The following is a 23,158-nucleotide window of genomic DNA, read 5'->3' on the forward strand; positions in this document are numbered from 1 at the left end:
TCCTTCATCCGTATTCACCCGTCTCCGCCCTCCTTCACCCGTCTTCACCCGTCTTCTCGTCACGCCCGCATCCGTTCTTCCCGTCCCGCCCGCCCCTGGGAGATCCCGTCATGCCCACACGCACATCCTCGACCGCCCGAAAGACGGCTTTTGCCCTGACCGTCCTGACCAGTTCACTGGCCCTGCTCACCACCGCCTGCACCGGGCAGTCCTCCTCCGGCGCCTCCGACGACGCCTCCGCGGACACCACCATCAACTTCTGGCACGCCTGGAGCGCCCCCAACGAGGTGAAGGCGGTCGACGCGCTGATCGCCGGCTTCGAGAAGGCGCACCCCAACATCCACGTCAAGGTCGTCAGCAACATGACCGACGACAAGATCAACCAGGCGCTGCGCTCGGGCGGCGACAAGGCCCCGGACGTCATCTCGTCGTTCACCACCAACAACGTGGGCAAGTTCTGTTCCTCGGGCGCGCTGGTCGACCTCAACCCCTTCTTCAAGAAGTCGGGCATCGATCCGCAGACGACGTTCCCGAAGGCGATGAACGAGTACACCCAGTTCGAGGGCGACCGCTGTTCGGTGCCGCTGCTCGGGGACGCGTACGGGCTCTACTACAACAAGACGGCGTTCAAGGCGGCAGGCATCACCAGCCCGCCGAAGACGTGGTCCGAGTTCGAGACCGACGCCAAGAAGCTGACGATCACCCAGGGCGACAGCTACAAGCAGCTCGGTTTCATGCCGGACTACCACGGCTGGGAGACCACGACCGAGCACTACCTCGGGCAGTTCTCGCCGACGTACTTCGACAGCGAGGGCAAGTCGCAGGTGGCGAAGGACCCGGCCTTCGAGAAGGCGTTCACGCTCCAGAAGCAGCTGGTCGACCAGCTCGGCGGCTACCAGAAGCTGGAGAAGTTCCGGGCCACCCTGGGCGACGAGTGGGGCCCCAAGCACCCCTTCCAGACCGGTCAGGTCGCCATGCAGCTCGACGGTGAGTGGCGGCTCGGGATGGCCCTGGACGCCAAGCCGAAGTTCGACATAGGCGTCGCCCCGCTGCCGGTCCCGGACGACCAGGCCGCCCAGTACGGCAAGGGCTACATCACCGGCACCATCGCCGGTGTCGCCGCCACCAGCAAGAAGCAGAACGCGGCCTGGGAGTTCGTGAAGTACATCAGCACCGACACGGACGCGGTGGTGAACTTCTCCAACGCCATCCACAACGTGCCCTCCACGCTGGCCGCCCTCAAGTCGCCGAAACTGAAGTACGACCCGCGGTTCAAGACGTTCCTGGACATCGCCGCGAACCCGGACTCCACCACGGCACCGGCCTCCGTCAACGGCGGTGTGTACCTGACGACGGTCCAGCAGCTCGGCTACGACTACGAGAGCGGCAAGGTCACCGACCTGAAGGCGGGCCTGAAGCAGGCCGCCGCGCAGATCGACACGGACATCGCGCAGGCCAAGTAGCGATGAGCACCGTCACGTTGGCGTCGAAGCGCCGCCGGTCGGCGCTTCGTACGGCCGCCTTCATGTCGCCCTGGCTGATCGGCTTCGCGGTGTTCTTCGCGTATCCGCTGATCTCGACGGTCTACTTCTCGTTCATGCACTACGACGGTTTCCGACCGCCGACGTGGAGCGGCACGAAGAACTGGACGTACGTCTTCGAGCACTATCCGTTCTTCTGGCCCGCGATGCGCAACACCCTGTGGCTCGTGGTCGTGATGGTCTCGCTGCGGGTCGTCTTCGGACTCGGCATCGGGATGCTCATCACGAAGATCAAGACGGGTACCGGTGTCTTCCGCACCCTCTTCTACCTGCCGTACCTGGCCCCGCCGGTCGCGGCGACCATGGCGTTCGCGTTCCTCCTCAACCCGGGTACCGGGCCGGTCAACTCGATCCTCGAGAAGGCCGGCATCCCGGCCCCCGGCTGGTTCAACGACCCCACCTGGTCGAAGCCGGCGCTGACCCTGCTGGCCCTGTGGGGTGTCGGCGACCTGATGGTCATCTTCATGGCCGCGCTGCTCGACGTACCCGCCGAGCAGTACGAGGCGGCGGAACTCGACGGCGCGTCGGCATGGCAGCGGTTCCGGTTCGTCACCCTGCCGAACATCTCGCCGATCGTGATGTTCGCGGTCGTCACGGGCGTCATCCAGACGATGCAGTACTACACACAGCCACTGATCGCCGGAAAGGTCGCCTCCGGTGTCATCCAGGGCGCGGGAACGCAGTTCGAGCCCGGTTATCCGGAGAAATCGACGCTCACCCTCCCGCAGCTCGTCTACAACCTCGGTTTCCAGCGCTTCGACTACGGCTCCGCCTGTGTCGTCGCCCTCGTCCTCTTCGCCCTGTCCATGGCGTTCACCGCTCTCCTGATGCGGCGCCGGGGCGGTCTCATCCAGGCAGGTGACTGACGATGACCCAAGTGCTGGACCGGCCGGCGGAACTGGCCCCCGGGCCGCTGTCCGCGGCCGAACGCACCGCCCGCCGCAAGGCGTTGCTGAACTGGGTGGCGGTGCACTCCCTCGGCGTCGCCGCCGCCCTGTTCTTCACGCTCCCCTTCGTGTTCGTGTTCCTGACCTCGCTGATGAGCGACACACAGGCACTGAGCCGGGACCTGATCCCGCACACCTGGGAGTGGGGCAACTACCGGAAGGTCTTCGACACACCGGGCTTCCTGACCTGGTGGAAGAACACCCTGCTCTACGCGGGCCTGGGCACCGTCCTGACCGTGGTCTCCTCGCTGCCGGTGGCGTACGCGCTCGCGAAGTTCCGCTTCCGGGGCCGCAATCTCTCCCTGATGCTGGTGATCTCGATGATGATGCTGCCGCCACAGGTGGTCGTCATCCCGATGTACCTCTTCTGGGCGAAGCAGCTGGACCTGTCGGGCACCCTGTGGCCGCTGATCGTGCCCATGGCGTTCGGTGACGCGTTCTCCATCTTCCTGCTGCGCCAGTTCCTGATGACGATCCCGAACGAGTACCTGGACGCGGCGAAGGTGGACGGCTGCGGGGACCTCAGGACCCTGCTGCGGGTGGTGCTCCCGATGGCGAGGCCCGGCATCGCCGCGGTGGCGTTGTTCCAGTTCTTCTACGCCTGGAACGACTACTTCGGCCCCCAGATCTACGCCTCGGAGAACCCGGGCGCCTGGACCCTCTCCTACGGCCTGGAGTCGTTCAAGGGCATGCACCACACCGACTGGAACCTCACCATGGCCGCGACCGTGCTGGTCATGGCCCCCGTGATCCTCGTGTTCTTCTTCGCCCAGAAGGCGTTCGTCGAGGGCGTCACGCTCACCGGAGTGAAGGGTTAACCAAGCATGAAACTCACTGTGGTCGGCGGAGGCTCGACCTACACCCCCGAACTCGTCGACGGCTTCGCGCGGCTCAGGGACACCCTGCCCGTCGAGGAACTGGTGCTGGTCGACCCGGCCGCCGAACGCCTGGAACTGGTGGGCGGACTGGCCCGCCGCATCTTCGCCAAGCAGGGTCACGGCGGCCGTGTCGTCACCACCTCCGACCTGGACGCGGGGGTGGAGGGCGCCGACGCGGTGCTGCTCCAGCTGCGCGTCGGCGGGCAGGCGGCCCGGCAGCAGGACGAGACCTGGCCGCTGGAGTGCGGCTGCATCGGCCAGGAGACCACCGGCGCGGGCGGCCTGGCCAAGGCGCTGCGCACGGTCCCGGTCGTCCTGGACATCGCCGAACGGGTCCGCCGTACCAACCCGAACGCCTGGATCATCGACTTCACCAACCCGGTGGGGATCGTGACCCGCGCCCTGCTCCAGGCCGGCCACAGGGCGGTCGGGCTGTGCAACGTGGCGATCGGCTTCCAGCGGAAGTTCGCGAACCTGCTCGGGGTCACGCCGTCCGACATCCACCTCGACCACCTCGGCCTGAACCACCTCACCTGGGAGACCGCGGTCCGCCTCGGCGGCCCCGAGGGCGACGACGTGCTGCCCAAGCTGCTCGCGGAGCACGGCGAAACGATCGCCGCGGACCTGAAGCTGCCGCCGGCCCTCCTCGACCGCCTGGGGGGCGTGATCCCCTCGTACTACCTGCGCTACTACTACGCGCACGACGAGGTGGTGCGGGAACTGCGCACCAAGCCGTCCCGGGCCGCCGAAGTGGCCGCGATGGAGAAGCAGTTGCTGGAGATGTACGGCGACCCGACGCTGGACGAGAAGCCGGAGCTGCTCGCGAAGCGGGGCGGCGCCTACTACTCGGAGGCGGCGGTGGACCTGACGGCGGCGCTGCTGGGCGGCGCCGGGAACCCCTACCAGGTGGTGAACACGTACAACGGCGGCACGCTGCCCTTCCTGCCCGACGACGCGGTGATCGAGGTGCAGGCGGCGGTGGGCCCGTCCGGCGCCCTGCCGCTGGCCGTCCCGGACGTCGACCCGCTGTTCGCGGGCCTGGTGGCGAACGTGACCGCGTACGAGGAACTGGCGCTGGAGGCGGCGCTGCGCGGCGGCCGGGACCGGGTCTTCCGGGCCCTGCTCGCCCACCCCCTGGTCGGCCAGTACGAGTACGCCGACGCCCTGACCGACCGACTGATCGCGCACAACCGGGAGCACCTCGCGTGGGCCTGACCGCAAGTGTCCTCGCCATCGACGCGGGCAACAGCAAGACCGACGTCGCGGTGGTGGCGGCGGACGGCGAGGTCCTCGCCACGGCACGGGCCGGCGGCTTCCGGCCGCCGGTGGTGGGTGTGGAGCAGGCCGTGGACGAGGTGGCCGGGGCGGTCGCCGAGGCGTACGCCGCCGCCGGGGTCACCTCGGTCGCCCATGTCTCGGCCTGCCTCGCCAACGCCGATCTGCCGGTCGAGGAGGAGCAGTTGGCCGCCGCGCTGGCGGCCCGCGACTGGGGCGGCTCGGTGACCGTCCGCAACGACACCTTCGCCATCCTGCGGGCGGGCGTCGCCGAGCCCCGGGGCGTCGCCGTGGTGTGCGGCGCGGGCATCAACTGCGTCGGCATGCGCCCCGACGGCCGTACCGCCCGCTTCCCGGCGATAGGGCGGATCTCCGGTGACTGGGGCGGCGGTTGGGGCCTGGCCGAGGAGGCGCTGTGGCACGCGGCCCGGGCCGAGGACGGCCGGGGGGAGCCGACGGCCCTGGCCCGCACGCTGCCCGCGCACTTCGGGCTGACGTCCATGTACGCGCTGATCGAGGCGCTGCACCTGGAGCACGTCGAGCACGGCCGCCGGCACGAGCTGACGCCGGTGCTGTTCGCGACGGCGGCGGAGGGTGATCCGGTGGCGCGGACGGTCGTGGACCGGCTGGCGCAGGAGGTGGTGACCATGGCGACGGTGGCCCTGACCCGGCTGGAACTCCTCGACGAGGAGACGCCCGTGCTGCTGGGCGGCGGGGTACTGACCGGCGGGCATCCGCAACTGGACGACGGGGTGCGGGAGCTGCTGGCGGTCCGCGCCCCGAAGGCGGTCCCGAGGGTGGTGACGGCCCGTCCGGTGCTGGGCGCCGCGCTGCTGGGCCTGGACACGGTGGGCGCGGGCCCGGACGCGCAGGGGAGGGTGCGGGAGCACTTCGAGAACTGACGTCGTGTGAAAGCGCCCCGTCAGGGGCGCTGGGGGTACCCCCGGCCGAAGGCCGGGGAAGGAACCGCGCGACCAGCGCCCACCCCACCCGCGCCCCGGAACGACGCCACACCACCCCTCCGGAACCGAACCGAACCCCCCGGCGTATTCATGGGCAGGGGTTCCGCTGCGATCCGATCAAGATCCAGTGAACGCCGGTGCCGAATGTCAGTCCGGGCGGCGATACTGGGCGGCGACCGGATGACCATGGGGGAGGTCGAGTGACACACCCGCCGACAAGCAGTACGGCACCGCCAGGAGCAGGCCCCGCCGTGCCCGCCCCGGCCCCCCGGGTCCCCCAGGCCGCCCCGCGCCGCCCCGCGTTCGTGGAGGGCGTCGACCGGCTGCGGGCCGCCGCCACCACGGAGCCCGGCCGGCTGCGCCTCATCGGCGCCGTGCTCGCCGCGCTGATCGTCGCGTTCGGTGCCGTCACCGCCTGGCAGATGAGCGACCGCGCGGCCGCCGCCGACGACGTGCTGCACCGCAGTCAGCCGCTCAGTTCGAGCGCGGCGGACATCTACCGTTCCCTGGCGGACGCCAACACCGCGGCCTCCGACGGCTTCCTGGCCGGCGGCCAGGAGACGGCGGCCTCCCGCACCACGTACGAGCAGGACATCCGCAACGCCGCCGAAGGCCTGGTCAACGCCGCCGCCAACTCCGAGCCCGGCTCGCCCTCCGAGGCGGCCGTGGCGAAGCTGAACAGGCTGCTGCCGGAGTACAAGGGGCTCGTGGAGCGGGCCAGGGTCTACAACCGGCAGGGCTACCCGGTCGGCGGCGCCTACCTGCGCTACGCGAACGACAAGATGCAGCACGAGATGCTCCCGGCGGCGCAGCAGCTGTACACGAAGGAGAACGCGCGGCTCGCCTCCGACTACTCGGACGCGACACCGTACCCCTGGGCGGCGATCGCCCTCGGTCTGCTGGCGCTCGCCGCGCTCGCCTGGGCCCAGCTGCGCCACTACCGCCGTACCAACCGGGTGCTGAACCACGGCCTGGTCGCGGCCTCCGCGGCGACCGTCGTCACGCTGCTGTGGCTGGTCGTCGGCCACAGCATCGCGCGCGCCGGCCTGGACGACTCCTACGACCACGGCGTCCGCTCGCTGAACGTGCTGCACGACGCCCGGATCGCCTCCCTCAAGGCCCGTGGCAACGAGAACCTGAGCCTGGTGGCGCGCGGCGCCGAGACCGTCAAGGTCGGCGACCAGACGTACGACACGTACTACTACGACTTCGACAAGGACATGGACGCCCTCGGCAAGGGCCTCGCCCAGGCGGCGGCGCTCGCGGACGACTCGGGCGGCAGCAAGCCCGTGGTGGCGGCCCAGGGGAACATGAAGGTGTGGAAGGAGCGGCACGCCGACGCCCGCCGCGAGGACGAGAACGGCGACTACGCGGCGGCGCTGGCCAAGGTGATCGGCCCGAAGGACGCGACCGGCGAGTGCTTCGACAGCGTCGACGCCAACCTGAAGACCGCGCTGGACCACGAGCAGCGCGAGTTCCAGCAGCAGGCCACCGACGGGCGGGACGCGATGACCGGGCTGCCGATCGGTACCGCCATGCTGGGGGTCGCGGCGGCGGCGGGCGCGCTGTTCGGCATCGGACGCAGGCTTTCGGAGTACCGGTGAGAGGGGGCGTGGCGATGTTCGTACGAAGGCTGCGGTTGTCCCTGCGCGGCTGGGGCGGGGTGGGCGCGATGGCGGTCGGCTGCGTGCTGGCGCTCGCGTTCGTGCTGCTGCTGCCGCTCACCCAGTCGCACGGAGAGGACGGCGGCGACAGCGCGTCCGGCGGCGGGAAGCTGGCCACCGGCCGCCAGGCGCGCGCCGGCGACTGCGTGGACTCGCAGGTGCAGAACGACACCTGGGCGCCGTCGGGCGCCGACGGCGCGACGATCGAGGCCATCAAGGCCCGCAAGGGTTCCGCGCGGAAGCTGGTCGTGGGCGTCGACCAGAACAGCTACCGCTGGGGCTACCGCAACCCGAACAACTCGGATGCGGACCTGGAGGGTTTCGACATCGACCTGGTGCACCGGATAGCCAAGGACATCCTCGGCGACGCGAACGACGTGACGTTCAAGGCGATCCCGACGAGCCAGCGGATACCGGCGCTCCAGCAGGGCCGGGTCGACATGGTGGTGCGCACCATGACCATCACCTGCAAGCGACTGGACGACGTCGCGTTCTCCGCGCCGTACTTCAGGACCGGACAGCAGGTGCTGGCCCCCAAGTCCTCGCCGGTCAGCGGGTACAACACGACGCTCGCGGACAAGCAGGTGTGCGTGGCCGCCAGTTCGACGGCTCTCGACGACGTGACCGCCGACCGGCAGTCCGGCAAGGTGCCCTCCTCGGTCAGGATCACCGTCGTCCCCAACCAGCTGGACTGCCTGGTGCGGTTGCAGCTCGGCGAGGTCGACGCGGTCATCACCGACGGCGCGCTCGCCGCCAGCCAGGCCGCGCAGGATCCGACGGTCGCGCTCAAGGGCCCGGCGTTCACCACCGAGTACTACGGCGTGGCGATGAACAAGAAGGCGACCGATCTGGTACGCCGGGTCAACCAGATCCTGGTGGACTACCGGTCCGACGGCTGGCAGGACTCGTACACCAAGTGGTTGTCGGCGACACTGGGAGCGGACTCGGCGGCGTCGGAACCGCCCGCGCCGCAGTACCTGCGCACGAGCTGACCCGCATCCGCGCGGCCATGCCCCGACGAGCGAGCGAGAGGTGATCGATGGGCGTCACGGACCCCGCCGGGCCGGTGATGGACCGGGACGAGGTGGACCGTGCGCTGGCGCGGCTCGGCGCGGAGCACGAGGCGATCGAGACCTCGCTGCTCGCCCTTCAGGACCACGCGGGCCGCAGACTCCTCGAAGGCGCCGAGCTGACCGGGACGACCCGGGAGCGGTGGACGACCGCCGAGGCGTCGATCAGCCTGCTGTGGGCGTACTTCGACGCGTACTCGGACGCGTTGCGCGGCGCCCGGGAGATCCGGGCCCGGCGCCGCTGGTCCAGCCGTGAGGACCTGGTGGAGCTGACCGAGCTGCTGCGCGGCGAGTCGGTGACGGTGGCCGGCAGTGCCACGGCGACGGCGAACGCGCCGACGCTGCTGTCCGCGGCGGGCCGGCTCAGCGAGCGTTTCTCGCTGGCGGCCCTGGTCGACCGGATGAACGAGCTGTACGCGGCCTCGCTGGACATGGTCGTGACCGCGGACGCGGTCTGGTCGGCGCTGCCCGCGCGGATCGATTTACTCGCCGCGGAGCTACAGCGCACCCGCAAGCTGGCGCACTCGGTGGGGGTGCGCCCCGGCGAGCACCCGGCGGGTGACGACCTGGAGCGGATCACCCGGATACTGACGAGGCTGCGTGAGGACGTGGTCTCGGACCCGCTGAACTTCTGGGTTCCCGCGCAGGGCAGTTCGGCCCCGGGCGGCGGCCGTCCGGACACCACGGTGTACGACCGGGAGGCGCGGGCGCTGGAGGACGTGCGGCGCGAGATCGACGCCGTGCTGACGGTACGGCAGGACGCCGAGGCCCGGCTGATCAAGCTGCGGGACGTGCTGTCCCGCGCGGACCGCACCCTCGCCGAGGCGCGCACCGCGCGCGGTGAGGTGCTGGCGAAGATCGCGGCGACCGAGGTGCCGGTGGTCAGCGGTCCGCCGACCGCGTTGCAGGAGCAGCTGGCGACGGCCGCCGAGTACCGCAGACAGGCCCAGTGGCACCGGCTGTCGCCGCTCCTGGAGTCGCTGGAGCAGAAGGCGGACGACGAACTGCTGCGCGCCCGCGAGTCGTTGACGGCGGTCACCGCGCCGCTCGCGGTGCGCGCGGAGCTGCGCGGCCGGCTGGACGCGTACAAGGCGAAGGTGGCCCGGCACGGGCTGGCCGAGGACCCGTTCCTGATCGAGCGGTACGACGCGGCGCGGCGGATGCTGTGGAGCGCGCCCTGCGACCTCAGGGTCGCGGAGCAGGCGGTGCTGCGCTACCAGCGGGCGGCGGCCGAGGCGCTGGGGGCGCCGCGGGTGCCGCAGCAGGGCGGGCCCGAGGACCGGAGGGGGGAGCAGGTATGAGCCAGGCGGGACAGACGTGCCAGAGGCCGGGCTGCGAGGGGTCGTACGAGGACGTCGGCGGCGGCGAGCTGTACTGCGACACCTGCGGTCTCGCGCCGGTCGTCTCGGCGAAGGGGACGCTCGACTCGCCGCCCACCGGGATCACGGTCGGCGGCCGGGAGTCGGCGGGCAGCGGGAGTTCGCGCGCCACCGGCCGCAGTTCGCGTACGTCGTCGCAGTCGTCGAAGTCGCGGCGCTCGGTCTCCGGGCGGCTGTCGCGGTCCCTGTCGGGCCGGTCGACGGGGCGTTCGGTGTCGGTGCGCAGTTCGGGTTCGTCGACCAGCACGTCGGGGCGCAGCAGGCTGGGCGCGGGCCTGGTGGCGGTGCCGCAGGTGCCGAAGCCGGACCCGCGCGAGATGGTCCTGGACAACCCGGAGGTGCCCGAGCGCAAGCGGTTCTGTTCGCGTTCGGACTGCGGGGCGCCGGTGGGGCGGGCCCGGGGCGAGCGGCCGGGCCGGACCGAGGGGTTCTGCACCAAGTGCGGCAACCCGTACTCGTTCGTGCCCAAGCTCAAGGCCGGTGACGTGGTGCACGGCCAGTACGAGGTGGCGGGCTGTCTGGCGCACGGCGGTCTGGGCTGGATCTACCTCGCCGTGGACAAGGCGGTGGCGGACCGCTGGGTGGTGCTCAAGGGCCTCCTGGACACGGGTGACCAGGACGCGATGGCCGCCGCGATCTCCGAGCGGCGGTTCCTCGCGGAGATCGAGCACGCCAACATCGTGCGGATCTACAACTTCGTCGAGCATCTCGACAAGCGCACCGGTTCCCTCGACGGCTACATCGTCATGGAGTACGTCGGCGGCAAGTCACTCAAGGAGATCGCCAACGCCCGGCGCACCCCGGAGGGCCGCCGCGACCCGCTGCCGGTGGAGCAGGCCTGCGCGTACGGCATCGAGGCCCTGGAGGCGCTCGGCCATCTGCACAGCCGCAACCTGCTGTACTGCGACTTCAAGGTCGACAACGCGATCCAGACCGAGGACCAGCTCAAGCTGATCGACATGGGCGCGGTGCGCCGCATGGACGACGAGGAGTCGGCGATCTACGGCACGGTCGGCTACCAGGCCCCGGAGGTCGCCGAGGTCGGCCCGTCGGTCGCCTCCGACCTGTACACCGTGGGCCGCACGCTGGCCGTGCTCACCTTCGACTTCCAGGGCTACACGACGGTGTTCGTGGACTCGCTGCCCGACCCGGACAACATCGAGGTCTTCCGGCAGTACGAGTCCTTCTACCGGCTGCTGGTGCGGGCCACCGACCCGGACCCGGCCCGCCGGTTCGCCTCCGCGCAGGAGATGGCCGAGCAGCTGACGGGGGTGCTGCGGGAGGTCGTGTCGGTGCAGACCGGCCGGGCCCGGCCCGCCCTGTCGACGCTGTTCGGGCCGGAGGTGAAGGTCACGGACACGGAGTTGTTCCCGAAGCTGGACGGGGAGGTGTCCCGGCTGGGCGGCCGGGCGGTGGCCTCCAGAACGCTCGCGCTGGAGCCGCCGGGCGGGTCGACGGCCCGCTCCGATCCGGCGCCCTCCCTCGTGAAGGGTGTCGCCACCCCGGCCGCCGGGCTCGCCCTGCCCGTCCCGCTGGTCGACCAGAGCGATCCGAACGCGGGTCTGCTGGCGGGTCTGATGATGACCGCGGCGCCGGGCGAGCTGCTCGGGGCGCTGGCCGCGGCGCCCACGCAGACCGTGGAGACCCGGCTGCGGGGGATCCGGGCCCGGCTGGAGAGCGGCGAACACGAGGCCGCGCTGACCGCGCTGGGCGAGCTGGAGGGCGAGCGGCCCGACGACTGGCGGGTGGTCTGGTACCGGGGGGTGACCGCCCTGGTCACCGGTGACTTCGAGGGCGCGGCGCTGTCCTTCGACGCGATCTACGACGCGTTCCCCGGCGAGAGCGCGCCCAAGCTGGCGCTCGGCCTGTGCGCGGAGGTGCTGGGCCAGCTGGACAACGCGGCCGAGTACTACCGGCTGGTGTGGGCGACCGACCCGAGTTTCGTGAGCGCTGCCTTCGGGCTGGCCCGGGTGCAGCTGGCGGCCGGCGACCGGCGGGGTGCCGTGCGGACGCTGGAGTCGGTGCCGGAGGCCTCGATCCACTACACGGCGGCCCGGGTGGCGGCCGTCCGGGCGCGGTTGCGGCACCGGACCGCGGCGCTGGACGACACCCCGTTCCTGGACGATCTGACGGCCGCCGCCGGGCAGATCGAGGGGCTGGACGCGTACGGTCTGGATCCGGCCCGGCGCGAGCAGTTGTCGGCGGAAGTCCTCGGCTGCGCGCTGGACTGGATACTCTCCGGGGGCCAGGGCGTACAGCCCGCCACCGGTGGCCGGGTGCTGCTCGGCAGCGGTCTGGACGAACGGGGCCTCCGCTTCGGCCTGGAACGCTCGTACCGCACGCTGGCCAGACTGGCGACCGGCGGTGAGGAGAGGATCGACCTGGTGGAACGGGCCAACCGTTACCGCCCCCGGACGTGGGTGTAGTTGATGTCGCAGATGCCCCAGCAGGCCGCACCGGCGAAGTGCCCGAGCTGCGCGGAGCCGCTCGAATCGGGTGACCTGTTCTGTGGTGCGTGCGGGTACGACCTGTCGGCCGTGCCCGCCGCGCCGCAGGACCACCCGACCCTCACCATGGGCGCCCCCGGTGTGGGACCCTCCGGTGTGGACTGGCCCCCGCCCGAGCCGGAGAGCTCCTCGACGCCCGCTGCCCCGCATCTGCCGACCGATCTGCCCGGCACCGACTCGGGCGGCAAGCCGCTGCCCGCTTCGGCACCGCACGGCTCGCCGGTACCGCCCGGATCTCCGGCGCCCCACGGTTCGCCGGTACCGCCCGGTTCTCCGGCGCCCCACGGCTCGCCGGTGACGCCGGCGTCCGGGGTGCGGTTCGACCGGCCGCCGGTGCCCGACGACGACTACGCGTTGCAGGCGCCGGACCCGCGGGTGGCCGCCTCAGCCACCGGGAACGCCGAGAACGCCGAGAACGCCGAGAACACAGCGGGCGCAGCGGGCGCCGAGAGCACCGGTTCCGGGGCGGCGCAGGTGTGCGTGGCCTGCCGGGCGGGCCGGGTCGACGACGACGGCTACTGCGAGAACTGTGGGCACGCCCAGCCCCGCGAGCGCGACCACATGGAGCAGGAGTCGGGGCCGGTGGCCGCCGTCAGCGACCGCGGGCTGCGCCACCACCGCAACGAGGACGCGTTCGCCGTCGGCCACACCGCGCTGCCCGACGGCACCCCGGCGGTGCTCGCGGTCGTCTGCGACGGGGTCTCCTCGGCGACCCGTCCCGACGAGGCCTCGATGGCCGCCTCCCGGGCCGCGGGCGAGGCGCTGCTCGCCGCGCTGCCGCAGGGCACCCATCCGCAGGCGGCGCTGCACGAGGCGATCGTCGCCGCGTCCCACGCCGTCAACGCGCTGGCCGACGAACCCACTTCGGCCCGTGAGCACACCCCGCACCAGAACGCGCCGGCCTGCACGATCGTCGGTTCGGTCGTCACCTCGGGCCTGCTGGTGGTCGGCTGGGTGGGCGACAGCCGCGCCTACTGGGTGCCGGCGGACCGCAGTTCACCCCCGGCCCGGCTCACCGAGGACGACTCCTGGGCCGCGCAGATGGTGGCCGCGGGGCTGATGAGCGAGGCGGAGGCGTACGCCGATGAGCGGGCCCACGCGATCACCGGCTGGCTCGGCGCGGACGCCTACGAACTGGAGCCGCACACCGCCTCCTTCAAGCCGGACCGGCCCGGTGTGGTGGTGGTGTGCACGGACGGCCTGTGGAACTACGCGGAGTCGGCCGAGGAGATGTCCGAGATCGTGCCCGCGGACGTGGCGCAGCGACCGCTGCACGCGGCCCGGGTCCTGGTCGGTCACGCCCTGGACGGCGGGGGCCACGACAACGTAACAGTGGCGCTGCTCCCGTTCCCGGCGCCGTCACAGGGGGCAGGATCCGCCTGAGGCCGCCGCAAAACGGCCGTAAACGGGAGAGCGGAACGGGGCAGCGCAGGGGAAGCACAAGCGGACCGGAGGGGACCGGTCCGCACATCGTCAGCACCCATCACGCTGGGTGGAGGGGGACCGGAGCAGTCATGGCCAATTTCTCGAAGTCGAACGTGCCGCAGTTCTCGGTGGACGTGTACCAGAACGAGTACCTGCCGGACGGCGGCCGCGAGGTCAACGCGATCGTCACGGTGACCTCGACCGGCGGGGGCACCGTCGGGACCGCGGTCGGGGCGTCGTACGCACCCGGGCAGGGGCCGTCGGCCGGCGTGGTGGTCATGGTCGACTGCTCGGGCTCGATGGACTACCCGCCCACCAAGATGCGCAACGCCCGGGACGCCACGGCGGCCGCGATCGACACCCTGCGCGACGGCACCCACTTCGCGGTGGTCGGCGGCACGCACGTGGCCAAGGAGGTCTATCCGGGCGGCGGGCGGCTCGCGGTGGCCGACCGCACCACCCGGGAGCAGGCCAAGCAGGCGCTGCGCAGACTGAGCGCGGGCGGCGGCACGGCGATCGGCACCTGGCTGCGGCTGGCCGACCGGCTGCTCTCCTCCGCGGACGTCACGATCCGGCACGGCATCCTGCTCACCGACGGACGCAACGAGCACGAGTCGCCGGAGGACCTGAGGGCCGCCCTGGACTGCTGCGCCGGACGGTTCACCTGTGACGCCCGCGGTGTGGGCACGGACTGGGAAGTGAAAGAAGTCACAGGGATAGCCTCCGCGCTCCTCGGCACCGCCGACATAGTCGCCGATCCCACGGGTCTGGCCGCCGACTTCACGCAGATGATGGAGACGGCGATGGGCAAGGAGGTCGCGGACGTGGCGCTGCGGCTGTGGACCCCGGTCGGCACGACCGTCAAGTTCGTCAAGCAAGTGGCGCCCACGGTGGAGCAGTTGACCGACCGGCGCACCGAGGCCGGGCCGCGCGCCGGGGACTACCCGACCGGCTCCTGGGGAGACGAGTCGCGCGACTACCACGTCTGCGTGGAGGTCCCCTCGGCCGGTCTCGGCCAGGAAATGCTCGCCGCCCGGGTCTCGTTGGTGGTCCCGCAGCCCGACGGCAGCGTGCAGAACCTGGGCGCGCAAGGCCTGATCAGGGCGGTCTGGACGGACGACATGGCCGCCTCGACCTCCATCAACCCGCAGGTCGCCCACTACACGGGCCAGGCCGAACTGGCACAAGCCATCCAACAAGGTCTGGACCTTCGCAAAGCGGGCGATATGGACGGAGCAACCGCCAAACTGGGGCGGGCCGTTCAGTTGGCAAGCGCTTCCGGGAACGCGGATACTGCGAAACTGCTTGCGAAGGTGGTGGACGTGGTCGACGCCGCGACGGGTACTGTGCGACTGAAAGCGAAGGTTGCGGAGGCCGACGAGATGACTCTCGAGACAAGGTCCACAAAGACTGTTCGTGTAAAGAAGTGACCTGAGAACGGACCCAGCAGTACCGCAGGACACCCAGACAGGCTCAGGACGAACCTGACAGAGAGGGAAGCGCCGACATGCCGACCTGCCCGAACGGACACCAGTCGGGTTCCGACGACTGGTGCGAGGTGTGCGGTCACCGCATGGCCGGTGCCGTACCTCCGCAGCCCCCGCCGACCGCCGGCGGCGGCTACGGCTTCCCGCCGCCCGCGCCCGGCGCCCCGGCCGGCGGCCCGGGGGGCGGCCCCGGGGGCCGTCACCTCTCGGCCGTGCCGAACGGCTCCGAGGCGGAGCTGTGCCCGCAGTGCCGTACGCCCAGGGAGGGCGGTGCGCCGTTCTGCGAGGAGTGCCGCTGGAACTTCCTGACCAACACGGCCACCTCGTACACCCCGGCCGCGCCGCGCCCGCCGGCGCCCGGCGCGGGCGCGCCCACCTTCCGGCCGCCCGCCCCGCCGTCGTACGGCGGCAACACGGACTCGTACGAGTACCAGGGCTCGCGGCCCTCGCAGATGAACCGTCCCGCCGAGCCGATCCCCTCCTTCGGCAGCGAGCCCTCGGGCCCGACGCCGTTCGGGGGCGACCGCGGCGGCCGCCCGTCGGGCCCCCCGTCCCCTCCGGCGTTCGGCGGCGACCGCGGCCAGTCCGGTCCCCCGCCCTTCGGTGACGACCGCGGCCAGTCCGGTCCCCCGCCCTTCGGTGACGACCGCGGCCAGTCCGGCCCTCCGCCCTTCGGCGACGACCGGGGCCAGTCCGGCCCGCCCCCCTTCGGTGGTGACCGCGGCCAGTCGGGTCCCCCGGCGTACGGCGAGCGCGGCCAGTCGGGCCCCCCGCCCTTCGGCGGTGACCGCGGCCAGTCCGGCCCGCCTCCGTTCGGCGGCGAACGCGGGCCTTCGGCCTTCGGCGGCGGTCCGGGGCAGAACGCGGGCGGTCCCCCGCCGTTCGGCGGCGCGCCCGGCACCGGTCAGGCGTCCGGCCCCTACACCCGCGACCCGGCCGGCGGTCCCGCGGCGAGCCCCTTCGGCGGCGACCCGTCCCGGCCGCCGGTGCCGCAGCCCGGCGGTCCCGGTGCGACCGCGGGTGGCGCTCCCGGCGCCTACCAGCAGTCCGCCCCGCCGGCCCCGCCCGGTTTCCCGCAGGAGACCCAGCGGCCCCCGGCCGGCGGTCCGTCCTTCGGCGGCGGTGACGACGACTGGGTGATCTCCCCGCCGACGGGCGGCCCCGGCGCACCGGGCGCCCGCGCCGGCGGCTACGGCTATCCGCAGCCCGGCCCCACGCAGGCCCCGCCCGGCCCCGGCTTCCCGCAGGCCCCGCAGGGACCGGCGACCTGGACGGCGACGATCGGTCCGGACCGCGAGTACTTCATGGCGATGATGCAGCGCTCGGGCCCCGAGGCGGCCGGCCTCAACCTGCCCGCGTACTCCCCCGAGCAGCAGCGCACCCTCACCGGCAACCAGGTCACCATCGGCCGCCGCCGGCACTCCACCGGCGACACCCCCGACATCGACCTGTCGGTGCCGCCGGAGGACCCGGGCGTCTCGCACCAGCACGCGGTCCTCGTCCAGCAGCCGGACGGCAGCTGGGCGGTCGTCGACCAGAACTCGACGAACGGCACCACGGTGAACGGCGGCGAGGAACCGATCCAGCCCTTCGTCCCGGTGCCGTTGCAGGACGGCGACCGGGTGCACGTGGGCGCCTGGACGACGATCACCGTCCGCCGAGGCTGAGCCGGAGCGCCCCCCAGGGGCGCGGGGCGGTACCGACGTGCGGCTCCGCCGCGAGGCGCAAGCCCCCCACCGGCGCGCAGCCGACGACGATGCTCAGGCCGGGAGCGGCCAGACGAACGGCCCCTCCCGGTCATCCAGCCACACCCACTCCCCGTCCGCCTCCACGGTCACCCCGTACCGCTCCCGTCCCGGCCTGTCCTCCCCCACCCACACCGCATAGGCCTCTTCCGGCGCGAGCACGCCCCGGGTCAGCTCCGCCAGGAACTGGAACGACTCGTCCTCCAGGGCCCAGGTCGGCACCCCGCCCACATCCCCCACCCCGGCCCTCGCCATACCCCGCAACGGCACGAAGAACGCCGCCGACGCCAGAAACCGCCCCTCGGCACTCCCCGCACCCGCCACGGCCAGCGCCAGCAGCCCCGTGGAGACCGGCGTGAGGATCCGCGCCCCCGCCCCGCACTGCTCGACCCAGGCCCGTGGCACACCCGGCAGCGCGCACGTCGCGATGATCCGGTCGTACGGCGCCCGTTCCGGCACCCCGCGCGCCCCGTCTCCCGTGACGACGGCCGGCCGGTACCCCGCCGAGGCCAGGTGCCGCCGTGCCGACTCGGCGATCTCCGGCTCCACGTCGACGGTCGTGACCAGGCCGTCGTCCCCCAGCCGGCGGGCCAGCAGCGCCGCGTTGTATCCGGTCCCCGTACCGATCTCCAGCACCCGGTCGCCGTCGGCGATCCGCAGCGCCACCAGCATCCGCGCCATCAGCGACGGCTGGCTGCTGGAGGACAGCAGCTCACCGTCGCGCAGCCGGGTGGCCAGCGGAACGTCCTCGTAGGCGCCCCGCACCCACCGCTCCCGCGCGGCCCGGTCGGGGCTCTCGCCCCAGCGGCGCTCGTACCCGCGCGCCCCGGCGACGTAGTAGTACGGCACGAACAGATGCCGGGGCACCGCCTCGAAGGCCGCCCGCCACACCGGCTCCGTCGCCCAGACCCGCTCGGCGTCGATCTCCCGCACCAGCTCGCCGCGGGCCACGGCGGCGAGCTCCTCGATACCGGCGTCGGTACCCGCGTCGTAGGCGCCCATACCCCAAGCCTAGGCACCCGCCGGCGGACCGGTCCTACGCCTCGAGTCCTGGGTCACCCGTCTGAGACCATGTAGGGGTGAGAGAGATTCGGCGCGGCACGCTTCAGGAGAAGACCTTCTACGAGCAGGTCGGCGGGGAGGAGACGTTCCGCCGGCTGGTCCACCGTTTCTACGAGGGCGTCGCCGGGGACGAGCTCCTGCGGCCGATGTACCCGGAGGAGGATCTGGGCCCCGCGGAGGAACGGCTGACGCTGTTCCTCATCCAGTACTGGGGCGGCCCCACGACGTACAGCGACAACCGCGGCCACCCCCGGCTGCGGATGCGGCACGCCCCGTTCACGGTGGACCGGGCGGCGCACGACGCGTGGCTGAGGCACATGCGGGTGGCGGTGGACGAGCTGGGACTCTCCGAGGAGCACCGGGAACAGCTCTGGAACTACCTGACCTACGCGGCCGCCTCGATGGTCAACGCCCCCGACTGACCCGTCGCGTCGGGGAGCAGGCGGGCCGGGGCGGGTTCAGCGGACGCTGACGCCCAGGGTCCCGAGTCCCGCCCGGCGTACGGCGATCGACCCGAACGGTGTCCGCAGCCGCAGCCAGGCCCCGGCCGACAGCAGGACGACCTCGTCGGCGGTGTCCGGGCCGGCCGGATCCGCCGCGGACACGGCGGCCGGGCCGGTCGCGCCGGCCGGCCGCAGGAAGCCCAGCGACTGGGCGGCGTGCACGGCCCGCACCGGGAGTCCGGTGGCGCCCACGGTCCGGGACCAGATGTCCCGGCCGATGTGGTCGAGCGCGCCGCGGGTACGCCCGTCCGGCGCCAACTCGGCCGTACGGGAACGGAATTCACCCACCGCCGCGGCCACGGTCGCGCGCAGGTCCTGCGGCACGGGCAGGCCGGGCTCCGGCCGCCAGCCGCTCCGCGGCGGCAGCACACCGGCCCACGGCGGCCCGGTCACGGCCCCGGGCACGGCGGCCGTACCGGCCCGCTCGTCCACGGACTCCAGCAGTTCCCCCGCGGACACGGTCACGTCCAGGGTGACGTCGAGACCGTCCTCGTACGGCTTGGCCAGCCGCACCGCGCGGACCGCCAGCACCTCGAAGGACGGCGGCCGGCCGAAGACGGCGAGCGCGGTGCCGGCCGCCTGGAGGCGGACCGCGGCGGACCGGTCGTAGTGGAGCAGCCGGGAGAGGAAGGCCGCGAGGTCCGCCGCCTCCCCGTCGTCGGCCAGGTGGAGCTCCGTCATGCGGCGACGGCCTCCTCCTTGTCGTCGTCCCGGTACTCCGCCAGGAAGTCACGTTCCTCGGCGGTGAGCCGGCGAGGCCGGCCGGCCTCGAAGTCGAACGGCACGACCACCGTCGAGGCCCGGACGTAGACCAGCTCGTCGTCCTTCACCTCGTAGGTGACGGTGAAGGACGCGGCCCTGATCTCGGTGACCCACAGCTCGATGTCGACCGGGTGGTGCCGGTGGACGAGCTGCCGCTTGTAGTCGATCTCGTGGCGCGCCACCACCGACCCCTGCTTGAACTCCTTGTCCGGGCGGAACAGCCAGTCGATCCGGGCCTCCTCCAGGTAGCGGACGAAGACCGCGTTGTTGACGTGGCCGTACGCGTCCATGTCGGACCAGCGCAGGGGGCAGCGGTAGATGTGGCGCAAGACCGATCAGCCCCGGGTCAGCTTCTTGTAGGTGGCACGGTGCGGACGGGCGGCGTCCGGGCCGAGCCGCTCGATCTTGTTCTTCTCGTACGACTCGAAGTTGCCCTCGAACCAGAACCACTTGGAGTCACCCTCGTAGGCGAGGATGTGGGTGGCGACCCGGTCCAGGAACCACCGGTCGTGGGAGACGACCACGGCCGCGCCCGGGAACTCCAGCAGCGCGTTCTCCAGGCTGCCGAGGGTCTCGACGTCGAGGTCGTTGGTCGGCTCGTCGAGGAGCAGCAGGTTGCCGCCCTGCTTGAGGGTGAGGGCCAGGTTCAGCCGGTTGCGCTCGCCGCCGGAGAGGACGCCGGCGGGCTTCTGCTGGTCAGGGCCCTTGAACCCGAAGGCGGACACGTAGGCGCGGCTCGGCATCTCGACCTGGCCGACGTTGATGTAGTCGAGCTCGTCGGAGACGACCGCCCACAGGGTCTTCTTCGGGTCGATGTTGGCGCGGCTCTGGTCGACGTACGAGATCTTGACGGTCTCGCCGACCTTGATGTCGCCGGAGTCCGGGGTCTCGAGGCCCTGGATCATCTTGAAGAGGGTGGTCTTGCCGGCGCCGTTCGGGCCGATGACCCCGACGATCCCGTTACGGGGGAGCGTGAAGCTCAGGTCGTCGATCAGGACCTTGTCGCCGAAGCCCTTGCTGAGGTTGGTGACCTCGACGACGACGTTGCCGAGCCGCGGACCCGGCGGGATCTGGATCTCCTCGAAGTCCAGCTTCCGCATCTTGTCGGCCTCGGCGGCCATCTCCTCGTACCGCGCGAGACGGGCCTTGGACTTGGCCTGCCGCCCCTTGGCGTTCGACCGGACCCACTCCAGCTCTTCCTTGAGCCGCTTCTGCCGCTTGGCGTCCTTCTGGCCCTCGACCTTGAGGCGGGTGGCCTTGGTCTCGAGGTACTTGGAGTAGTTGCCCTCGTAGCCGTGCAGGCGGCCGCGGTCGACCTCGCAGATCCAGCCGGCCACGTTGTCCAGGAAGTACCGGTCGTGGGTGACGGCGACGATGGTGCCGTCGTACTTGGCGAGGTGCTGCTCCAGCCAGTTCACGGACTCGGCGTCGAGGTGGTTGGTGGGCTCGTCGAGGAGCAGCAGGTCGGGGGCCTCGAGCAGCAGCTTGCAGAGCGCGACGCGGCGCTTCTCACCACCGGAGAGGTTGGTGACCGGCCAGTCGCCGGGCGGGCAGCCGAGGGCGTCCATGGCCTGCTCGAGCTGGGCGTCGAGGTCCCACGCGTTGGCGTGGTCCAGCTCCTCCTGGAGCTTGCCCATCTCGTCGAGCAGCGCGTCGGAGTAGTCGGTCGCCATCAGCTCGGCGATCTCGTTGAACCGGTCGAGCTTGCCCTTGACCTCGGCGACACCCTCCTGGACGTTCTCCAGGACGGTCTTGTCCTCGTTGAGCGGGGGCTCCTGGAGCAGGATCCCGACGGTGTATCCCGGCGACAGGAACGCGTCGCCGTTGGACGGCTGGTCCAGCCCCGCCATGATCTTCAGAATGGTCGACTTACCGGCACCGTTCGGGCCGACCACACCGATCTTCGCGCCGGGCAGGAAGTTCAGCGAAACGTCATCAAGGATCACCTTGTCGCCGATTGCCTTGCGCGTCTTGCGCATGGTGTAGATGTACTCAGCCAAGAGAAACCGTCCGGCAGCTTGAAATCTGGCAGTGGGCAGATACATCCCATCTTGCCTGACGTCCAGCCTCGGGTGTTAACCCGTTTGGTCCGGGGGCTGTGAGCTGGGGTTTCGCGGTGCGGGGCCCGGGGTTGTCAGGGCGTTCTGCCGGCGTGGCCCTGGTGGGGGCGGGTGTGGGTCAGGGCGAGGGTGGTTGCGGTTGCCGCTGCTGCGAGTGCGGCGGCCCGGAAGGCGTGGGAGGAGCGCCAGGACAGGATCGACCAGCGGGACTGGGCGGAGAGGACGGATCCCGTGCTCAGCCAGGAGCCCGCCGAGAGCAGGGACAGGGCCGAGCCGACGGAGGCTGCCGACAGGGCGCTGCCGATCGAGCCGATCGAGAGGGCCGAGCCGACCGAGCCGATGGAGAGCACGGAGCCGACCGAGCCGATCGACAGCACCGAGTCCTGCGACCACAGGGACAGGACGGAGCCCGAGGACGACGCGCGAGAGGGGTTCGTCATGACGTCATCGTGCCCGGTGCCGTGACCCCGGTCAGTCGATTTGCTCGTTCTCCCGCCGGCGGAGCACCACCAGGACCGCGCCGCCGACGACCACCAGGCCGATGGCCACGCCCGTGATCACGCCGGTGGCGGAGTCGCCGCCGGTGGCGGCCAGGTTGACGTCGGCCGCGGTGCCGCCCACCGAGGCGGGGCTCGGTTCGCTCAGGGTCTGGGTGGTGAGGCCGGCGTCGGTGCTCTGGGTCTTGCAGTCGAAGACTCCGGTGAAGCGGCGTTCCAGGTCGTGGGGGCCCGTGATCGTGAAGTCGTAGGGCTGGTCCTCCTGGAGCGGCACGGTCACCGTCCGCCGGGCGCCCGCGGGGATCGTGTACTCGGTGTTCATCACCTCGAAGGTGAACGGCTTGTCCCCGGTGTTGGCCGCGGTGATGTCCAGGCCGCCCTTGGCGCAGTCCTTCTCGGCCGACAGTGCCGGTACGGCGCCCTGGTCCGCCCAGGCGGCGTTCGCGGTCGCGGCCACCGTGGACTCGCTGGAGCCCGCCAGGATCTGGGTCTGGCTGCGGCTCTCGGAGGTGAGGGCGCGGCCGACCGGGACGGTGGTGGACGCCTGGAGGGTCAGTTCGGCGGTGCCGTCCTGCGCGTCGTCGGGCACCTTGAAGTACAGCTCGGTGCCGTCCTCGGCGGTACTGACGGGCTTGCCCGCCTTGTCGGTGATCCGTACGCCGCTGAGGGCCGCGTCGGCCGGCGGGACCACGGTGACGGAGCGCGCGTTGGTGTGGACCGTCACCGGGCCGAGCAGGTCGCCGGGCCGGCCGGAGACCGCGGGCGGGGAGAGGGTGAGGGAGGCCTGCGGTTCGTTCTGGCCGCCGGCGCTCTTCTCCAGGTAGTCGGCGAGCTTCTCGGCCTGCGGGTCGACGGCGTCGACGTCCGCGCCGTCGGCCGCGTCCGAGTACCGCCAGATCGCCACCTGGGTGCCGGCCGCCGCGTCCTGCTCGGTGAGGCCGGCGACCCCTGCCTTGCGGGCGAGCGCGGCGAGGTCGTTGACCTGCGGGTAGGAGTTCTGAAGGATCCAGCGGATGTTGCCGGCGTGCTTGTTGGCGCCCAGCGAGGTGCCGCTCCAGGACGTCTCGTGGTACTTGGCGTCCCGCTGGGTGGGGTTGTGCAGGTCGACGCAGTACGTCTGGAGCATGCCGCCGCCGTCCACGGACATCTCGAACAGGCCCGCGGCCACCTGCTCGTCGCCGCTGTCGCCGTGCACCACGGCCGCGCCGTAGGTCTTCAGGCCGTTCATGGTGGCGGACACGCCGCTCTGGCTCTGCGTGGTCCCGTCGTCGGCCGCCGCCCGGCCGGCACCGGTCAGCACGGCGGCGGCGACCAGGCCGGACGCCAGTGTCACGGCGGCGAGGCGGGCCACGACTCTCGCGGACCCGGCCGTACCGGAGTGCCTGGTGGACGCG

Annotated in this window: 19 protein-coding genes; 13 read left to right on the plus strand and 6 right to left on the minus strand. The window is 71.8% G+C overall.

The window, feature by feature from the left end; all coding sequences use genetic code 11:
* The first annotated feature begins 110 nt into the window (after positions 1–110).
* From AAW13_RS28280 to AAW13_RS28335, 12 genes are all read left to right on the plus strand, one after another.
* On the plus strand, positions 111–1,463 hold the full coding sequence (locus AAW13_RS28280; RefSeq protein ID WP_046734418.1) for an ABC transporter substrate-binding protein: 1,353 nt from the start codon (positions 111–113) through the stop codon (positions 1,461–1,463).
* Between the two features lie 2 nt (positions 1,464–1,465).
* Positions 1,466–2,407, plus strand: coding sequence for a carbohydrate ABC transporter permease (locus tag AAW13_RS28285; RefSeq protein WP_046734419.1), 942 nt, complete (start codon positions 1,466–1,468; stop codon positions 2,405–2,407).
* 2 nt (positions 2,408–2,409) lie between these two features.
* On the plus strand, positions 2,410–3,306 hold the full coding sequence (locus AAW13_RS28290) for a carbohydrate ABC transporter permease (RefSeq protein ID WP_046734420.1): 897 nt from the start codon (positions 2,410–2,412) through the stop codon (positions 3,304–3,306).
* 6 nt (positions 3,307–3,312) lie between these two features.
* Positions 3,313–4,581: a 6-phospho-beta-glucosidase gene (locus tag AAW13_RS28295; RefSeq protein WP_046734421.1), complete on the plus strand. Its 1,269-nt coding sequence runs from the start codon at positions 3,313–3,315 to the stop codon at positions 4,579–4,581.
* On the plus strand, positions 4,572–5,543 hold the full coding sequence (locus AAW13_RS28300) for an N-acetylglucosamine kinase (RefSeq protein ID WP_046734422.1): 972 nt from the start codon (positions 4,572–4,574) through the stop codon (positions 5,541–5,543). Before AAW13_RS28295 ends, AAW13_RS28300 begins: the two co-directional genes overlap by 10 nt.
* Before the next feature lie 311 nt (positions 5,544–5,854).
* Positions 5,855–7,207, plus strand: coding sequence for a hypothetical protein (locus AAW13_RS28305; RefSeq protein ID WP_046734423.1), 1,353 nt, complete (start codon positions 5,855–5,857; stop codon positions 7,205–7,207).
* 14 nt (positions 7,208–7,221) lie between these two features.
* On the plus strand, positions 7,222–8,259 hold the full coding sequence (locus tag AAW13_RS28310) for a glutamate ABC transporter substrate-binding protein (protein ID WP_046734424.1): 1,038 nt from the start codon (positions 7,222–7,224) through the stop codon (positions 8,257–8,259).
* Between the two features lie 47 nt (positions 8,260–8,306).
* On the plus strand, positions 8,307–9,638 hold the full coding sequence (locus AAW13_RS28315; RefSeq protein ID WP_046734425.1) for a hypothetical protein: 1,332 nt from the start codon (positions 8,307–8,309) through the stop codon (positions 9,636–9,638).
* Positions 9,635–12,142 carry a serine/threonine-protein kinase gene (locus tag AAW13_RS28320; RefSeq protein ID WP_046734426.1) on the plus strand — a complete coding sequence of 836 codons (2,508 nt, stop codon included), beginning with the start codon at positions 9,635–9,637 and terminating at the stop codon, positions 12,140–12,142. Before AAW13_RS28315 ends, AAW13_RS28320 begins: the two co-directional genes overlap by 4 nt.
* A 3-nt stretch (positions 12,143–12,145) precedes the next feature.
* Positions 12,146–13,606, plus strand: coding sequence for a PP2C family protein-serine/threonine phosphatase (locus AAW13_RS28325; RefSeq protein ID WP_046734431.1), 1,461 nt, complete (start codon positions 12,146–12,148; stop codon positions 13,604–13,606).
* Positions 13,607–13,737: 131 nt separating this feature from the next.
* Complete coding sequence (locus AAW13_RS28330; protein ID WP_046734427.1) at positions 13,738–15,078, plus strand: vWA domain-containing protein; 1,341 nt, start codon at positions 13,738–13,740, stop codon at positions 15,076–15,078.
* Positions 15,079–15,155: 77 nt separating this feature from the next.
* Positions 15,156–16,802, plus strand: a complete 1,647-nt coding sequence (locus AAW13_RS28335; protein WP_046734428.1) for an FHA domain-containing protein — start codon at positions 15,156–15,158, stop codon at positions 16,800–16,802.
* A 93-nt stretch (positions 16,803–16,895) separates the two neighbouring features.
* Here AAW13_RS28335 and AAW13_RS28340 read toward each other — a convergent pair whose 3' ends face one another.
* Positions 16,896–17,882 (minus strand): methyltransferase domain-containing protein, encoded by a 987-nt coding sequence (locus tag AAW13_RS28340; protein WP_071659713.1) that lies wholly within the window; start codon positions 17,880–17,882, stop codon positions 16,896–16,898.
* A 77-nt stretch (positions 17,883–17,959) separates the two neighbouring features.
* Between AAW13_RS28340 and AAW13_RS28345 the strand changes: the two genes are divergently transcribed.
* Positions 17,960–18,364 carry a globin gene (locus AAW13_RS28345; protein ID WP_046731536.1) on the plus strand — a complete coding sequence of 135 codons (405 nt, stop codon included), beginning with the start codon at positions 17,960–17,962 and terminating at the stop codon, positions 18,362–18,364.
* Positions 18,365–18,400: 36 nt separating this feature from the next.
* Here AAW13_RS28345 and AAW13_RS28350 read toward each other — a convergent pair whose 3' ends face one another.
* The 5 genes from AAW13_RS28350 to AAW13_RS28370 form a co-directional block, all read right to left on the minus strand.
* Positions 18,401–19,126, minus strand: a complete 726-nt coding sequence (locus tag AAW13_RS28350) for a DUF8010 domain-containing protein (RefSeq protein WP_046731535.1) — start codon at positions 19,124–19,126, stop codon at positions 18,401–18,403.
* Complete coding sequence (locus AAW13_RS28355; RefSeq protein ID WP_046731534.1) at positions 19,123–19,536, minus strand: acyl-CoA thioesterase; 414 nt, start codon at positions 19,534–19,536, stop codon at positions 19,123–19,125. The genes AAW13_RS28350 and AAW13_RS28355 overlap by 4 nt, the downstream gene beginning before the upstream one ends.
* Positions 19,537–19,542: 6 nt before the next feature.
* Positions 19,543–21,207: an energy-dependent translational throttle protein EttA gene (gene ettA / locus AAW13_RS28360; protein ID WP_046731533.1), complete on the minus strand. Its 1,665-nt coding sequence runs from the start codon at positions 21,205–21,207 to the stop codon at positions 19,543–19,545.
* 134 nt (positions 21,208–21,341) lie between these two features.
* Positions 21,342–21,707 (minus strand): hypothetical protein, encoded by a 366-nt coding sequence (locus AAW13_RS28365; protein WP_071659714.1) that lies wholly within the window; start codon positions 21,705–21,707, stop codon positions 21,342–21,344.
* Positions 21,708–21,738: 31 nt separating this feature from the next.
* Complete coding sequence (locus AAW13_RS28370; protein WP_420855499.1) at positions 21,739–23,097, minus strand: Cys-Gln thioester bond-forming surface protein; 1,359 nt, start codon at positions 23,095–23,097, stop codon at positions 21,739–21,741.
* Positions 23,098–23,158: the final 61 nt, after the last annotated feature.

Source organism: Streptomyces humi (genome assembly GCF_001005085.2).
Classification (GTDB): Bacteria; Actinomycetota; Actinomycetes; order Streptomycetales; family Streptomycetaceae; genus Streptomyces; species Streptomyces humi.

Bases quoted from the DNA above. Each gene is read 5' to 3' on its own strand.
- AAW13_RS28280 (WP_046734418.1), top strand. From the start codon at position 111: ATGCCCACACGCACATCCTCGACCGCCCGAAAGACGGCTTTTGCCCTG.
- AAW13_RS28285 (WP_046734419.1), top strand. From the start codon at position 1,466: ATGAGCACCGTCACGTTGGCGTCGAAGCGCCGCCGGTCGGCGCTTCGT.
- AAW13_RS28290 (WP_046734420.1), top strand. From the start codon at position 2,410: ATGACCCAAGTGCTGGACCGGCCGGCGGAACTGGCCCCCGGGCCGCTG.
- AAW13_RS28295 (WP_046734421.1), top strand. From the start codon at position 3,313: ATGAAACTCACTGTGGTCGGCGGAGGCTCGACCTACACCCCCGAACTC.
- AAW13_RS28310 (WP_046734424.1), top strand. From the start codon at position 7,222: ATGTTCGTACGAAGGCTGCGGTTGTCCCTGCGCGGCTGGGGCGGGGTG.
- AAW13_RS28315 (WP_046734425.1), top strand. From the start codon at position 8,307: ATGGGCGTCACGGACCCCGCCGGGCCGGTGATGGACCGGGACGAGGTG.
- AAW13_RS28320 (WP_046734426.1), top strand. From the start codon at position 9,635: ATGAGCCAGGCGGGACAGACGTGCCAGAGGCCGGGCTGCGAGGGGTCG.
- AAW13_RS28325 (WP_046734431.1), top strand. From the start codon at position 12,146: ATGTCGCAGATGCCCCAGCAGGCCGCACCGGCGAAGTGCCCGAGCTGC.
- AAW13_RS28330 (WP_046734427.1), top strand. From the start codon at position 13,738: ATGGCCAATTTCTCGAAGTCGAACGTGCCGCAGTTCTCGGTGGACGTG.
- AAW13_RS28335 (WP_046734428.1), top strand. From the start codon at position 15,156: ATGCCGACCTGCCCGAACGGACACCAGTCGGGTTCCGACGACTGGTGC.
- AAW13_RS28340 (WP_071659713.1), bottom strand. From the start codon at position 17,882: ATGGGCGCCTACGACGCGGGTACCGACGCCGGTATCGAGGAGCTCGCC.
- AAW13_RS28350 (WP_046731535.1), bottom strand. From the start codon at position 19,126: ATGACGGAGCTCCACCTGGCCGACGACGGGGAGGCGGCGGACCTCGCG.
- AAW13_RS28365 (WP_071659714.1), bottom strand. From the start codon at position 21,707: ATGACGAACCCCTCTCGCGCGTCGTCCTCGGGCTCCGTCCTGTCCCTG.